The organism is Rhizobium etli 8C-3 (assembly GCF_001908375.1).
Taxonomy (GTDB): Bacteria; Pseudomonadota; Alphaproteobacteria; order Rhizobiales; family Rhizobiaceae; genus Rhizobium; species Rhizobium etli_B.
On the sequence record NZ_CP017241.1, the window covers coordinates 1,263,546 to 1,277,986 of the forward strand.

General features: G+C 59.1%; 16 protein-coding genes and 1 pseudogene. 13 read left to right on the top strand and 4 right to left on the bottom strand.

Annotation, left to right across the window (positions count from 1 at the left end; translation table 11 throughout):
• The first annotated feature begins 2 nt into the window (after positions 1 to 2).
• On the top strand, positions 3 to 419 hold the full coding sequence (locus AM571_RS06340; RefSeq protein WP_074060687.1) for a DUF3830 family protein: 417 nt from the start codon (positions 3 to 5) through the stop codon (positions 417 to 419).
• Positions 420 to 422: 3 nt separating this feature from the next.
• On the opposite strand, the gene AM571_RS06345 is transcribed toward AM571_RS06340, so the two are convergent.
• Positions 423 to 1,004 carry an NYN domain-containing protein gene (locus AM571_RS06345; protein ID WP_022714635.1) on the bottom strand — a complete coding sequence of 194 codons (582 nt, stop codon included), beginning with the start codon at positions 1,002 to 1,004 and terminating at the stop codon, positions 423 to 425.
• Between the two features lie 295 nt (positions 1,005 to 1,299).
• Between AM571_RS06345 and rpoZ the strand changes: the two genes are divergently transcribed.
• From rpoZ to AM571_RS06400, 11 genes and pseudogenes are all read left to right on the top strand, one after another.
• Complete coding sequence (rpoZ, locus tag AM571_RS06350; RefSeq protein WP_022714636.1) at positions 1,300 to 1,704, top strand: DNA-directed RNA polymerase subunit omega; 405 nt, start codon at positions 1,300 to 1,302, stop codon at positions 1,702 to 1,704.
• A 120-nt stretch (positions 1,705 to 1,824) separates the two neighbouring features.
• A complete protein-coding gene (locus AM571_RS06355) occupies positions 1,825 to 4,032 on the top strand; it encodes a RelA/SpoT family protein (protein WP_074060688.1) in 2,208 nt (735 codons plus the stop codon).
• A 164-nt stretch (positions 4,033 to 4,196) separates the two neighbouring features.
• The gene (locus AM571_RS06360) at positions 4,197 to 4,346 is read left to right on the top strand and encodes a DUF3563 family protein (protein ID WP_074060689.1); all 150 of its coding nucleotides are present in this window, start codon (positions 4,197 to 4,199) and stop codon (positions 4,344 to 4,346) included.
• Positions 4,347 to 4,495: 149 nt separating this feature from the next.
• Complete coding sequence (locus AM571_RS06365; RefSeq protein ID WP_074060690.1) at positions 4,496 to 5,086, top strand: DUF2062 domain-containing protein; 591 nt, start codon at positions 4,496 to 4,498, stop codon at positions 5,084 to 5,086.
• Between the two features lie 25 nt (positions 5,087 to 5,111).
• Positions 5,112 to 5,516 carry a holo-ACP synthase gene (acpS, locus tag AM571_RS06370; protein WP_074060691.1) on the top strand — a complete coding sequence of 135 codons (405 nt, stop codon included), beginning with the start codon at positions 5,112 to 5,114 and terminating at the stop codon, positions 5,514 to 5,516.
• A gap of 114 nt (positions 5,517 to 5,630) precedes the next feature.
• Positions 5,631 to 6,374: a signal peptidase I gene (gene lepB, locus AM571_RS06375; RefSeq protein ID WP_074060692.1), complete on the top strand. Its 744-nt coding sequence runs from the start codon at positions 5,631 to 5,633 to the stop codon at positions 6,372 to 6,374.
• A complete protein-coding gene (rnc, locus tag AM571_RS06380; RefSeq protein WP_074060693.1) occupies positions 6,371 to 7,090 on the top strand; it encodes a ribonuclease III in 720 nt (239 codons plus the stop codon). Before lepB ends, rnc begins: the two co-directional genes overlap by 4 nt.
• 7 nt (positions 7,091 to 7,097) lie before the next feature.
• Positions 7,098 to 8,039, top strand: coding sequence for a GTPase Era (gene era / locus AM571_RS06385; protein WP_074060694.1), 942 nt, complete (start codon positions 7,098 to 7,100; stop codon positions 8,037 to 8,039).
• A 242-nt stretch (positions 8,040 to 8,281) separates the two neighbouring features.
• Positions 8,282 to 8,707 (top strand): annotated as a pseudogene (locus AM571_RS35625) (response regulator); the annotation flags it as partial.
• A 54-nt stretch (positions 8,708 to 8,761) separates the two neighbouring features.
• Positions 8,762 to 9,541, top strand: coding sequence for a DNA repair protein RecO (gene recO, locus AM571_RS06395; protein WP_074060695.1), 780 nt, complete (start codon positions 8,762 to 8,764; stop codon positions 9,539 to 9,541).
• 98 nt (positions 9,542 to 9,639) lie between these two features.
• Positions 9,640 to 10,635: an aldo/keto reductase gene (locus AM571_RS06400; RefSeq protein ID WP_074060696.1), complete on the top strand. Its 996-nt coding sequence runs from the start codon at positions 9,640 to 9,642 to the stop codon at positions 10,633 to 10,635.
• Here AM571_RS06400 and AM571_RS06405 read toward each other — a convergent pair.
• The 3 genes from AM571_RS06405 to AM571_RS06415 form a co-directional block, all read right to left on the bottom strand.
• Positions 10,632 to 11,483, bottom strand: coding sequence for an MOSC domain-containing protein (locus AM571_RS06405; protein WP_074060697.1), 852 nt, complete (start codon positions 11,481 to 11,483; stop codon positions 10,632 to 10,634). The genes AM571_RS06400 and AM571_RS06405 overlap by 4 nt on opposite strands.
• A 9-nt stretch (positions 11,484 to 11,492) precedes the next feature.
• Positions 11,493 to 12,137, bottom strand: coding sequence for an HD domain-containing protein (locus AM571_RS06410; RefSeq protein WP_074060698.1), 645 nt, complete (start codon positions 12,135 to 12,137; stop codon positions 11,493 to 11,495).
• Between the two features lie 72 nt (positions 12,138 to 12,209).
• A complete protein-coding gene (locus AM571_RS06415) occupies positions 12,210 to 14,003 on the bottom strand; it encodes a putative bifunctional diguanylate cyclase/phosphodiesterase (RefSeq protein WP_074060699.1) in 1,794 nt (597 codons plus the stop codon).
• 80 nt (positions 14,004 to 14,083) lie between these two features.
• Here AM571_RS06415 and AM571_RS36100 point away from each other — a divergent pair, with 80 nt between their 5' ends.
• Positions 14,084 to 14,341 (top strand): hypothetical protein, encoded by a 258-nt coding sequence (locus AM571_RS36100; protein WP_132552105.1) that lies wholly within the window; start codon positions 14,084 to 14,086, stop codon positions 14,339 to 14,341.
• Positions 14,342 to 14,441: the final 100 nt, after the last annotated feature.

Consider the following 14,441-nt stretch of genomic DNA (forward strand, 5'->3'; position numbering starts at 1 on the left):
CGATGCGAAGGCTGAAGATTTCCGTAGCGTCGCAAGTCTTCGTGGCGAAGCTGGAGGTGGAAAAGGCTCCGAGAACCTGCGCGGCGTTCACGTCGCTGCTGCCCTTTCGAAATCAGACCATCCATTCGCGATGGAGCGGAGAGGCGATCTGGGTACCGCTCGGCGATCATCAGTTCGGAGTGGATTTCGAAAATCACACCTGCCATCCGTCGCGCGGCGATATCCTGCTTTATCCGGGCGGGTACAGCGAGACAGAACTGCTCTTTGCCTATGGCAGCTCCTCATTTGCGAGCAAGATGGGCGCTCTTGCCGGCAATCATTTCCTGACGGTCGTCGAAGGCCGCGAACAGCTCGATGACATGGGCAAACTGGTACTGTGGAAAGGCGCCCAGCCGATACTGTTTGAGGCTTTGGATTGAGAATTACTCCTCGAAGTCGCTCGCCGGGGCGATCTCGACGGGCTTCTGCGGGCGTTCGGACGGGTCGCGGCCGATCTCGCTTTTCAGCGACAGCAGATCGATGAAGTGATCCGCTTGGCGGCGCAGGTCGTCGGCGATCATCGGCGGCTGCGTCGCCATCGTGGAGATGATCGACACCTTACGGCCCTTGCGCTGAAGGGCTTCCACCAGGGTGGTAAAATCTCCGTCGCCGGAAAAGATGACGAGGTGGTCGACGGTTTCGGATTGCTCCATGGCGTCGATCGCCAGTTCGATGTCCATGTTGCCCTTGATCTTCCGACGGCCCATGGAGTCGGTGAATTCCTTGGCAGGCTTGGTGACGACCTTGTATCCGTTGTAGTCGAGCCAGTCGATCAGCGGGCGGATGGAGGAATATTCCTGATCCTCGATCAGCGCGGTGTAATAGTAAGCGCGCAGCAAGTATCCGCGTTTCTGAAACGCTTTCAATAGTTTGCGATAATCGATATCAAAGCCGAGACTCTTGGATGCAGCGTAGAGGTTGGCGCCGTCTATGAAGAGTGCAATCTTTTCGCGTGGGTCGAACATCGCTTGCCAATCCAATTAGAGTAATCCAAATCTTCTTCGGTCAAAATTCCATAAAAACAATGGCTTAACTAGCGAAGAAAGAATAATTCTTAATTTATGAATTATTCATATAAAGGAGATTTAGGGCACGATTCGGCATATTCCAAGCAACTAACGGTGGAATTGTCACATTCGCTCGAAAATTTTAGCAGGTCGGCCCATAAACGGCGGGGCCGCGCACGAAAAACTTGAATTCGCCTGCTTTTAATTGTATCGGGCGTTCTAATCCCGAAATCACGACCGTAAAGGACAGGCAATGGCCCGTGTCACAGTTGAAGATTGCATCGACAAAGTTGAGAACCGCTTCGAGCTGGTTCTGCTTGCCAGCCACCGCGCCCGGCTGATTTCCCAGGGTGCCTCGATCACCATCGATCGCGACAACGACAAGAACCCCGTCGTGGCGCTGCGCGAAATCGCCGATGAAACGCTGTCTCCCGACGATCTGAAGGAAGACCTCATCCACTCGCTGCAGAAGCATGTCGAAGTCGACGAGCCCGAACCGGATCCGGCAAGCCTCATTGCCGCTGGTGGCGTTGCGGCTGCGGAAGGCGAGGAGCAGGACGATCAGCCCGAGACGATCACTTTCGACCAGATGTCGGAAGAAGAGCTTTTGGCGGGTATCGAAGGTCTCGTGCCTCCGGAAAAGAGCGACGACTACTGATACGTCGCGAGACGATTACCAATCGTCAATCTTGCGCCTTTATTGCTAAGGCATATTATTACCAGTGCGTGCGCCAATCGGTGATTGGCGCGCTTTTGTTTTTATTGGAGTAGTCCCGGGATGATGCGGCAGTACGAGCTCGTGGAGCGGGTGCAAAAATACAAGCCCGACGCCAATGAAGCTCTGCTGAACAAAGCCTATGTCTATGCCATGCAGAAGCACGGACAGCAGAAGCGTGCCAGCGGTGATCCCTATATCTCCCATCCGCTCGAAGTCGCCGCGATTCTGACAGACATGCATCTCGACGAGTCGACGATTGCCGTTGCTCTGCTGCATGATACGATCGAGGATACGACGGCGACACGCGCCGAGATCGACGAGCTCTTCGGCGAGGATATCGGTCGGCTGGTCGAGGGCCTGACGAAGATCAAAAAGCTCGATCTCGTCACCAAGAAGGCCAAGCAGGCGGAGAACCTGCGCAAGCTGCTGCTTGCGATCTCCGACGATGTGCGCGTGCTGCTCGTCAAGCTGGCCGACCGCCTGCACAATATGCGAACGCTCGACCACATGTCGGCGGACAAGCGTGCCCGCATCTCCGAGGAGACGATGGAAATCTATGCGCCGCTTGCGGGGCGCATGGGTATGCAGGACATGCGCGATGAGCTGGAGGAGCTTTCCTTTCGCCACATCAACCCGGAGGCTTACGAAACCGTCACGAAGCGTCTGCAGGAGCTCTCGCAGCGTAACGAAGGCTTGGTCAAGAAGATCGAAACGGAACTTCGCGATCTCCTGGTGGCCAACGGCTTGACGACAGCCAAGGTCAAGGGGCGCCAGAAGAAGCCGTATTCGGTTTTCCGCAAGATGCAGTCGAAGTCGCTTTCCTTCGAGCAGCTTTCGGATGTCTATGGCTTTCGCATCCTCGTCGAGGACGTTCCGGCCTGCTATCGCGCGCTCGGCATCGTTCATATGCGCTGGCGCGTCGTGCCTGGCCGCTTCAAGGACTACATCTCAACGCCAAAGCAGAACGACTACCGCTCGCTGCACACGACGATCGTCGGCCCCTCCAGCCAGCGCATCGAGCTGCAGATCCGCACCAAGCGCATGCATGAGATCGCCGAATACGGCATTGCCGCGCACGCCCTTTACAAGGACGGCGCGACCAATACCGAGGGCGATATTCTCTCGCGCGAATCCAATGCCTATTCATGGCTGCGCCATACGATTGAGGCGCTGGCCGAAGGCGATAGCCCCGAGGAATTCCTCGAACACACCAAGCTTGAGCTGTTCCAGGACCAGGTCTTCTGCTTCACGCCGAAGGGCAAGCTGATCGCCTTGCCGCGTGGCGCAACCCCGATCGATTTTGCTTACGCCGTTCACACCAATATCGGCGACACGACGGTTGGTGCCAAGATCAACGGCCGCATAATGCCGCTGGTAACAAGACTTGCAAACGGCGACGAGGTCGAGATCATCCGCTCAGGCGTACAGGTTCCGCCAGCTGCGTGGGAGGAGATCGTCGTCACCGGCAAGGCGCGTGCCGCAATCCGCCGCGCAACGCGCCTGGCGATCCGCAAGCAATATGCAGGCCTCGGCCATCGCATTCTGGAGCGCACCTTCGAGCGGGCGGGGAAGATATTCTCCCGGGACGCGATGAAGCCGGCGCTGCACCGCCTGGGCCAGAAGGACGTCGAAGACGCAATTGCCGCCGTCGGCCGGGGCGAGATGTCCTCGCTTGATGTTTTGCGCGCTGTCTATCCTGACCATCAGGATGAGCGCGTCACCGTCAAGCCGAGCGGCGATGACGGCTGGTTCAACGTCCGCAGCGCCTCGGGGATGATCTTTAAGGTCCCAGACAAGAACAAGGCGGAGACGGACGCCGATATGGGACCGATCCGCGGCATTTCCGGCAACATCGCCGTGCAGTTCGCGCCCGCAGGCGCCGTGCCCGGCGATCGCATCGTAGGCATCATGGAGAAGGGGAAGGGCATCACCATCTACCCGATCCAGTCGTCGGCGCTGCAACGTTTCGATGATCAGCCCGATCGCTGGATCGATGTGCGCTGGGACCTGGACGAGGCCAACAAGTCGCGCTTCATGGCGCGCGTGCTCATCAATGCATTGAACGAGCCGGGCACGCTGGCCAAGGTTGCGCAATCGGTTGCAGGCCTTGACGTAAATATCCGTTCCTTGAACACGGTTCGCGTCGCCGCCGACTTCACCGAAATGGCGGTCGATGTCGAAGTATGGGATCTCCGCCAGCTCAACCAGCTGCTTGCGCAACTGAAGGATCTGGATTGTATCGCGACGGTGCGGCGCCTTTACGACTGAGGCGTCTGCACATTTTATAACCTCTTTGTTGCGGAATACGCGTGCCGAAGAGGCAAGGCATGCGCAGCTTGCATGGCTGTGCCTATATTAGAGCGTTGGTAATTGTGCACTGCAGCACCTATCTTCTGGTCGTCAGAGAATGAACAAAAGAAAGAGCCAACGCTATGTTTAGTCCGATCAAGAAAATCGCCCGCGCCCTTCGCGTCCCGAGCCTACAGGAACGTGAAATGGCATACCTCAACGGTTCGTATGACCGTATCGATCTTGAATATCGTCAGCGTCAGGTTGACCGTGGCCTGTTCCGTGGCCGTTGATTGCGGCTCGATACTTCCAAGGATGTGAAAGGGCGCCAAGCATGAGGTGCGCCCTTCGGTGACGAACTTTGACGGCGGCTTTGGCGCGCGCGCCCCGAGAGTCTTTCCTGCTCTTGTCATGGCAACATGCGCTGTCCTAAATAGCCGCCATGCTGTTTCGCCGTAGAAAACCTGCAGGATTTCGTGAAAGGACGCGGGAGTTGTTCTGGCCCCGCAAGGGCTTTCTGCGTCCGCTGCGCTATCTGAAGATGCGCATCCTGCGCCTGACGGCTTCACCGCATGCCGTGGCAATGGGTGTTGCAGCGGGCGTTTTCGTATCCTGGACGCCGTTCATCGGCGTGCATTTCATCATGGCTTTCGTGCTTGCCTATTTCCTCTCCGGAAACATGGTTGCGGCAGCGCTCGGCACGGCGGCATTCGGCAATCCCCTCACATATCCGTTCATCTGGGCGGCAACCTGGGAGATCGGTCATCTGCTGCTCAGGCGCCAAAATGCAATGGCCGGGCAGTCCGTCGATCTGATGGAGCTTTTTCACAAGCTCCGTTTCAACGAGCTCTGGAAACCGGTGCTCGAGCCAATGCTGGTCGGTGCCATTCCTCCGGCCGCCATTACCTCCGTTGTGCTTTATATCCTGACGTTCTACACCGTGAAGGGCTTTCAAGTCCGCCGCCGCGAGAGGCTGATGGAGCGGGCGCGCCTTCACCTTGCCCATCCCGCGCGGGATACTCCGACGGTATGATTTCGTTTCGACAGAGAGGCATCGCATGATCATCGGCATTGGCAGCGACCTGATCGACATCCGCCGTGTCGAAAAGTCGCTCGAGCGCTTCGGCGAGCGCTTCACCCACCGTTGCTTCACCGAGATCGAGCGGGCGCGCTCCGACCGCCGCGCCAACCGCGCCGAATCCTATGCCAAGCGTTTCGCCGCCAAGGAAGCCTGTTCGAAGGCGCTCGGCACGGGCATGGCGCAGGGCGTTTTTTGGAAGGATCTGGGTGTCGTCAACCTGCCGAGCGGCAAGCCGACGATGCAATTGACGGGGGGCGCCGCTGTCGTGCTTCAGTCCATGCTGCCCGCCGGACACAAGGCGATGGTACATTTGACGATCACCGATGATTACCCGCTTGCCCAGGCGTTCGTGATCATTGAAGCGCTGCCGGAAAGCCTGTGAGGAGCGGCGTGTCGTCGCTTTTCATGTTCGCGGCATTGCCGCCACCGGCCGAAGCCGCTAGAGAGAAGCAAACAGAGATTGCGCCGCTGCGGCGCCTTTAAGGAACAAGACTGCGTGTCCGAAAAAGCCGATACTAAGCCGAACGCCCTTTGGGAAAATATTAAAGTCATTATTCAGGCATTGTTGCTGGCGATGGTGATCCGGACGGTCTTCTTCCAGCCGTTCACGATTCCATCCGGCTCGATGATGCCGACCCTGCTCGTGGGCGACTACATCTTCGTCAACAAGTTCGCTTACGGCTATTCGAAATATTCGCTGCCTTTTTCGCCAGATCTCTTCAGCGGCCGCATCTTCGGCTCCGAGCCGAATCGCGGCGATATCGTCGTCTTCCGCTTCCCGCCGAACCCGGATATCGACTACATCAAGCGCGTCGTCGGCCTGCCGGGCGACCATGTCCAGGTCACGGATGGCGTGCTCCATATCAATGGCAAGCCGGTTCCGAAGGTGGCGGACGGCGCCTTCACCTCCGATTACAAGCTCGATCCGGGCGAAGACGTGCCGGTATTCCGCGAAACGCTCGACAATGGCAAGACCTACGACACGCTCGACCAGTCGCCCGTCTCGCGCGGCGACAACACCCAGGATTTCGTCGTGCCGGAGGGCCATTACTTCATGATGGGCGATAACCGCGACAATTCTCTCGACAGCCGTTTTGACGTCGGCTTCGTTCCGGCGGAAAACCTCGTCGGCCGCGCCAGCGTCATCTTCTTCTCGCTCGGCAACGACACGTCGTTCCGCGAAATCTGGAAATGGCCGACCAACATGCGGTGGGACCGCCTCTTCAAGGTTGTTGAATGAGCAAAGTGCAGACGCTTTCGGCGGCGGACCGGACGAGGCTTGAAGCCTTGATCGGCCACGAGTTCGCCGGCAAGGAGCGCCTGGACCGGGCTTTGACGCATGCGAGCGCCCGCACGCAGAAAGGCGCCAACTACGAACGTCTGGAGTTCCTGGGCGACCGTGTGCTGGGCCTGTGCATCGCCGAACTTCTGTTTCGCACTTTCGGGACGGCCGGGGAGGGCGAGCTGTCGGTGCGCCTGAACCAGTTGGTCAGCGCCGAAACCTGCGCGGAAGTGGCCGACGAACTGGGCCTGCACCTGTTTGTCCGTACAGGCGCTGACGTCAAGAAGCTCACCGGCAAGCGCATGATGAACGTGCGCGCCGATGTCGTTGAAAGCCTGATCGCGGCACTCTATCTCGACGGCGGTCTTGAAGTCGCCCGCCGCTTCATCCTGAATTACTGGGAAAAGCGGGCGACCCGCGCCGACGGCGCAAAGCGCGACGCCAAGACCGAACTGCAGGAATGGGCGCACGCGAAATTCGGCGTCACGCCGCAATATCGGGTTGAAGAACGCACCGGGCCGGATCATGATCCGCGCTTCACGGTGACGGTTGAAGTCGTCGGCGTGAAGCCGGAAACGGGCGTTGAGCGCTCGAAACGTGCAGCCGAACAGATCGCCGCAGCAAAGATGCTGGAACGCGAAGGCATTTGGCAGAAAACCTCTGCCGGAAATTGACGGGACAATGACGAACGAAAACGATATGGCGCATGAAGTCGCCGCTGAAACCAATGGCGAAACGCATTCCGGCTTCGTCGCCCTGATCGGCCCGACCAATGCCGGGAAATCGACCTTGGTAAACCGCCTTGTCGGTGCCAAGGTGTCGATTGTCAGCCATAAGGTGCAGACGACGCGTGCCATTGTCCGCGGCATCGCCATTCATGGCAATGCGCAGATCGTCTTCATGGACACGCCCGGAATCTTCAAGCCGCGCCGCAGGCTGGACCGGGCCATGGTGACGTCGGCCTGGGGCGGTGCCAAGGATGCCGATCTCATCATGCTGCTGATCGACAGCGAGCGCGGCCTGCGCGGCGACGCGGAGGCGATCCTTCAAGGCCTCAAGGAGGTGCGGCAGCCGAAGATTCTGCTGCTCAACAAGATCGACCGCGTCAAGCGTGAAGACTTGCTGGCGCTGGCCGCCGCGGCGAACGAGAAGATCGCTTTCGAGCAGACCTTCATGATCTCGGCAGAGAACGGCTCGGGCTGCGACGACGTCATGGATTATCTCGCCAAGACGCTGCCCGAGGGCCCCTGGTATTATCCGGAGGATCAGATCTCTGATCTGCCGATGCGCCAGCTCGCTGCCGAGATTACCCGCGAAAAGCTCTTCCTGCGACTGCACCAGGAGCTTCCCTATTCCTCCCATGTCGAAACGGAAAAGTGGGAAGAGCGCAATGACGGTTCGGTCCGTATCGAGCAGGTGATCTACGTCGAACGCGACAGCCAGAAGAAGATCACGCTTGGCAAGGGCGGCGAGACAATCAAGGCGATCTCCTCGGCATCCCGCAAGGAGCTCGCCGAAATCCTCGAGCAGCCAGTGCACCTCTTCCTCTTCGTCAAGGTTCGCGAGAACTGGGGCGATGACCCGGAGCGGTTCCGGGAAATGGGACTCGACTTTCCGCGCTGACCGATTGAAAAAGACCGGCTGGAATGGGGCTTGGCGACACCAGGCGGCCGCTCATAAAATTTATGCGGCCACGTCTTTTTTGAATGCAAAATGCTCAAACAGAAAATAAGGTCGGTGATGCCACTTTTCATCCGATTTTGTCTCTTATCGACAGAATCGGAAAAAGCGGCTCACTCAGGTCGCATGGCTTATAGCCCGCTAACCGGGCATAAGGGGGTACCAGAGGTAGAGATGCGGGTTAAGCAGGCGGTGTGCGCCGTAAACGGCGTTCAGCGAAGGGCGCGGAGATCATGAACGCAAGCCGTGTTCTGATCCTTGAAGACAGTCTCATCATCGCGATGGAGGCGGAAGATATGCTCCGCGCCGTCGGCGTGGAGACCATCGATATCGCAGGCGACCTCGATCAGGCGATGGATGCCGTGAAATCAAAAAGCTATGATTTCGCGCTGCTCGACGTCAATCTCGGCGAGGCGATGAGCTTCGGTTTTGCGCGGCATCTGAATGATATGGGCATCCCTTTCGGCTTCGTCAGCGGCTATTCCGATACGCGAGACTTCCCGCCGGACCTCCAGGATGTGCCGCTTCTCGTAAAGCCCTTTGATGAAGGTGCGATGCGCGAATTCCTCGAGAAGCTCTTTCCGACTGCCGAATTGGACCCGGCTCCATGACATAAGGCCGTGCTTGCTTTAGGATCAATTCGGCAAGCCCGAGGTTCGTTCGCCATGCAGTGGCAGGATCATGCAATCATTCTTGGCCTCAAGCGCCACGGCGAGACCAGCGTCATTGCCGAAGTGATGACGCGTGCTCGCGGCCGGCATCTCGGCATGGTGCGTTCCGGCCGTTCGCGCGCGATGCAGCCGGTGCTGCAGCCGGGCAACGAGGTGGATGTCATCTGGCGCGCGCGCCTCGACGAGCATCTCGGCGAATTCCGCATCGAGCCGCTGCGGTTGCGCGCAGCACAGCTCATGGAAACAGCCACCGCCGTCTATGGCGTGCAGGCAATGGGCGCTCTTTTGCGGCTTTTGCCGGAGCGCGACCCGCATCCCCATCTTTACGATGCGCTCGAAGTCATCCTCGACAATCTCCACAATCCGGCGGATGCCGGTGAACTTTTCGTCCGTTTCGAGCTTGCCGTCCTCAACGACCTCGGCTTCGGCCTTGACCTTGACGAATGCGCTGCAACCGGCGCGCGGACCGACCTTGCCTTTGTCTCGCCGAAATCCGGCCGGGCGGTGAGCCGGACAGCCGGGATCCCCTGGGCGGACAAGATGTTCGTGCTTCCGGCCTTTCTGCGCGCCGACGGCAATGATGCCGCAGACTTCGACGGTCTGAGCGCGGCCTTTCGCCTGACGGGCTTTTTCTTGCATCGCCACGTCTACGAGCCGCGCGGCATCGAGGCGACGGCCGCCCGCGATGGCTTCATTCAGGCAGCCCTGAAGGCACTCAAATCGAGTTCGTCTCCCGCGGCCGTTCCTGCCGCGCCGGACGAGCGCTCGGCCTAAGGGTTGTCTTTCACTGCGGAAAAACATGCTGCGGAATTGGAGGTTTATCCGTTCCGGCGTCCTGCCTATGTCTGCTCATGTTGCTTTGGAGGACTTTCATGCTGACGAAGACAGATAATGCGACAATGATCAAGCTCTGGAATGGCCGCGAAATCCCGAGGCTCGGCATGGGCTGCTGGGCGATCGGCGGGCCGTTCTTCTCAGGTGATGTGCCACTCGGCTGGGGGGAGGTCGACGACGACGAGTCGATCGAGGCCATACATTGCGCCGTCGATCTCGGAATCCGCTTTTTCGACACGGCTTCGAACTATGGCGCCGGGCATTCGGAAGAAATCGTTGGCCACGCGATTGGCAATCGAGACAATATCATTATTGCCACGAAATTCGGCTTTGCCACCGACGAGAAGACGAAGCAGGCAACTGGCGCCTTTGCCGATCCGGCCTTCATCCGCCAATCGGCGGAAACGTCGCTGCGCCGGCTGAAGCGCGAGCGGCTCGATCTCCTGCAGTTCCACCTGAACGATTTTCCGCTGGAAGCGTCGGACGAAGTTTTTGATGTACTCGAGGCTTTGAAGGGCGAAGGTAAGATTGACGCCTTCGGTTGGAGCACGGACTTCCCCGATCGCGCTGCCCGTCATGCAGGTCGCAAGGGATTCGTATCCGTACAGCACACAATGAATGTCTTCGAGCCGGTGCCGGCCATGGTCGATGTGATAGAGATGAACGGCCTTTTGTCGATCAACCGCGGGCCGCTGGCGATGGGGCTCTTGAGCGGCAAATTCACGCCGGAGACGACGGTCGGCGTCAAGGATGTCCGCGCCTCGAGCCTCGACTGGATGGTTTATTTCAAGGATGGACGCATCGCGCCGCAATTCGCAGCCCGCCTGGAAGCCGTCCGCGACCTTTTGACCACGGGCGGCCGCACGCTGACGCAAGGCGCTCTTGCATGGTTATGGGCACGCTCGCCACGCACGCTGCCCATTCCCGGCTTCCGCACAGTCGCCCAGGTCGAGGAAAACGCCGGCGCTTTGGAAAAGGGACCGCTGTCACGGGACCTGATGGCACGGATCGATGCGGCGCTCGCGGGCCGTTAACCCGACGCGCGCACCTTGAAAGCCCAGCCTTCCGGCCGTTCCTCGATGATGGTGACAGCATCGCCGATGGCGATCCGGCCGGAGCCGCGCGGTACGGCATTCCAGCCGAAAATCGGGCCGGGCACGCGGCGGTCTGCCGACATGCGGATGCGGCTCATGGCGACCATCGGGTTTGGCACATCGCGAGAGCCCGTCACCTGGTCCTGCGTCGTCATGATGCAGCGCGAGCAGGGTTTCACCAGATCGAAACGGATTGCGCCGATCTCGATTGCCGCCCAGCGGTCCTCCAGCCAGGCTTCGTCCGTATCGATAACGATGTTCGGCCGAAAGCGCTCCATGCCGACGCTGCCCTGCTCAAGCGAGGCGAGGTTGGCGTTGAGCGCTTTCAGCGAACCGGTCGTCGTCACCAGGATCTGATAGCCGTCAGCGAATGTCATGGGAGTCTCACCGCCTGCCCATTCGGGATTGGCGATGCGCTGTGCCTGGCTATCGAAGAAGACCAGTCTCACCTCCCGTCCGAGCCATTGGGAAAGCCGAGCATTGCTTTCGTCGTCGGCAACTGCGGCGTTCACCAGGGATTTCCAGACGACGACGTCCATGCGGCGCTCCGGCTGCGGGACGGCGATATCCGGCTTGCCCGTCATCACCAGCCGAAAAGTCTCCGGCTCGGGTCGGACTTCGATCCGTGCGAGTGCCGGCAATTCGCGTTGCGTGATGAAATGACCGTCAGGATCCGTCACCATCGCGCGCCGGTCGCCGGAAAGGCCGAATGCATCGACCGCCGAGAAAGGGATGGCAATGGCGCGAGCGCTCTTGAGCGGATAGATGAAAAGATCGCTGACGCGCATTTCGTTCTCCTAGATCTCGTCCATGAATGCTGTGAGAAAGTCGCGCAGACGCTTGTCGCGTTCGGCGGCAAGGGCGCGCCCCGCCGCCGTCTGGAATCCGTCGGCAAGTTTGAACAGCTTTGTCTGGAAATGGTCAATGGCATAACGCCGATCGTCGAGGGGGCGTCGTTCGGCAGCCGGATCGAATGGATCATAAAGGCCAGACGCCATGCGACCGCCGATATAAAAACAGCGCGCCGCGCCCACCATGCCGATTGCATCGAGGCGGTCGGCGTCCTGCAATATTTTCGCTTCCAGGGTTTCGGGCGTGATGTTGGCAGAAAAGCTGTGGGTGGTGATCGCATGCGCGACGGCCGCGATCTCATCTGCCGCCCAGCCCAGTCTCTCCAGGATGCTGGATGCCTTCTGTGCCGCGAGTGTCGAAGCTTTGGACCGCAACGGGGAGCTCTTTTCGACTGCGACGCAGTCATGAAGCAAAACGGCGGCGGCGAGGATCCGACCGTCTCCGCCCTCTGTTGCATGTATCCGCATCGCATTGCGGAAGACGCGCAGGATATGGGCAAGGTCATGCGACCCGTCATCGCCTTCCGTGGCGTAGAAAGTGAGTTTGGCCGCGAGACTCTCGAAAGGAGAAAAGGCCTTGGCGTCGAACATGCCTGTCACCGGAATTTTGGAAGCGCTGGGACTTTCGCATAAAGCTTCCCGGCACGAGTCGCAATGAAGCTCTCAACCCACCTTCTCCATGGATCCGGAGCGCGATGCTGAAAGCAGCCGCGCGATGTCCCGGGCAGGTGCCGGCGGGCTGATGTAGTAGCCTTGAATCTCGTCGCATTCCTCACTTTCGAGCAGGCTCTTCTGTTCGGCCGTCTCGACGCCCTCGACGGTGACGCGCATGCCGAGTGCGTCGCCGAGCAGGATGATCGCGTGCATGATGGCATAGGCTTCCTTGTTTTCGGATATTCCGCAGACGAACGATTTGTCGATCTTGATCTTGTCGAAAGGAAAGCTGCTCAGGTAGCTCAGCGACGAATAACCGGTACCGAAATCATCCATGGAAATGCGGATGCCACGTTCCTTCAGGGCATGAAGGATCGGCAGCGTATCGTCGAGATTTTCCATCAGCACGCTTTCGGTGATTTCCAGTTCCAGCCGCGCCGGGGATATCGCAGCCTCAGCAATGGCCTCATCGACATCGGCTACAAGATTGCCGCTGGTGAACTGGATCGCCGAGACATTGACGGCGATCTTGATGTCTTCCGGCCAGCAGGCAGCCTCGCTGCACGCCTTTCTGAGAACCCAGCGCCCGATATCGACGACGATGCCGACCTCTTCGGCAAGTGGGATGAACTCCATCGGCGGCACGCGGCCGCGCGTCGGATGGTTCCAGCGCAGAAGGGCTTCGAAACCGCAAATGCGCTGCTGACGCAGGTCGTAGAGCGGCTGGTAATGCAGTTCGAATTCGTCGTTGTGGGATGCCAGCCGAAGGTCGGCTTCGAGCGCGTGGCGGGCCTGGATGCTTGATGCCATCTCGGTGGTGAAGAAGCGCTCATGCTTGCGTCCGTCCGCCTTGGCCTGCGAGAGCGCGACGCCGGCATTGCGGAGCAATACGTCGGTCTCGGCGCCATCTTCTGGCGCCAGTGCAATTCCCATCGAGACGCTGAGCTCGATCTGCTTGTCGCCGCGAAAAAAGGGCTCGGAAAGCTCTCGACGGATCTGGTCGGCAAGCGCCGTGACATTCCACGGCTGCTGCCTTCCGCGTTGAAGAATTGCGAATTCATCGGAGCCGAGGCGGGCCAGCGTGTTCTCGCTGCTGGCCGATGCACGGATGCGTTCGGCAACCTGGCGAAGGATGGTGTCGCCGGTCGAAACGCCCATCGTATCGTTGATGGCTTTGAAGCGGTCGAGGTTCAGGTGCACGAGCGCGATCTGCTCGTCCGGCGCACGCTCGGAAAGAGCTGCGTCGACCTGCTCACGAAAGCGGATGCGGTTCGGCAGGCCGGTCAGCGGATCATGATGCGCGAGGTGGGCGATTTGCTCGGCGGCCTTCCGCTCTTCGGTAATGTCGGAATGGATCGCGATGTTGCTGCCATCCGGTAAGACGGTCACAACGCTGAAGATAACGCGGCCGTCATCCATCAGCCATTCGCGCCGGCGGATTCTACCTTGACCGGGCGGCACTGCGGGCGCCTCTTTGGATCGGTATTTGGATCGCACCATCTTCCTCTCTTTTCCGCGGATCCTGGTACTGAGAGCTCGCACCGAAACTCCAGGGACCGCCTGATCGGCGGAGAAACCGAAGAGCTGGCGGAACCGGTCGTTGCAAAGGATCAGGCGCTGTGCCGCGTCGAAGACGCTGAGACCGAGCGGCAGGTTATCGAGCACGAGGGCGAAAAGGGCATGGTTGCGGCCATGGCTTCGATAGGACTCGATGACCAGCGCCATGAGGCGCTTGGCGTCGACTGAACCGTCGCTGCCTACGGCTTGGGTGCATTGCTGCCAAAAAAGCGTTTCAGCATCCATGAGGGCAATTACTCCTGCATGCAGGCCACTACGAATCACCGCTGATCCCACAGCTCAGATCCGAGCAGGAAACGCCGCGCTTGGCGCCGGGCATGCAAGCCTTTCTCAAAAATTTTGAATATTCATTTAAACTATTAAACAATACCGGAAACGACGGGTTACGCTGCGGCAACCCGGTGCAATCATTATCTGTTGGTCGAATTAACAATCGGTTGCCTGCGACGTATATCAAAAATCGCATGTTTTTCGCAATGCCGCATGCACGCGGGATGCGAGGCGGCAAGCTTCGCGTAAAAGCTTTGTCAATCTTGATTAATGAGAAGTTAACAACTTATTGACCCGACTCGCAAAACAGTTTACCCACCGAGTCAGTTTTTGGTTTTCCCGATCGTATTGCGTACAGACATCACCGAAAAAAAGGCGGTGAACGGAGGTTTG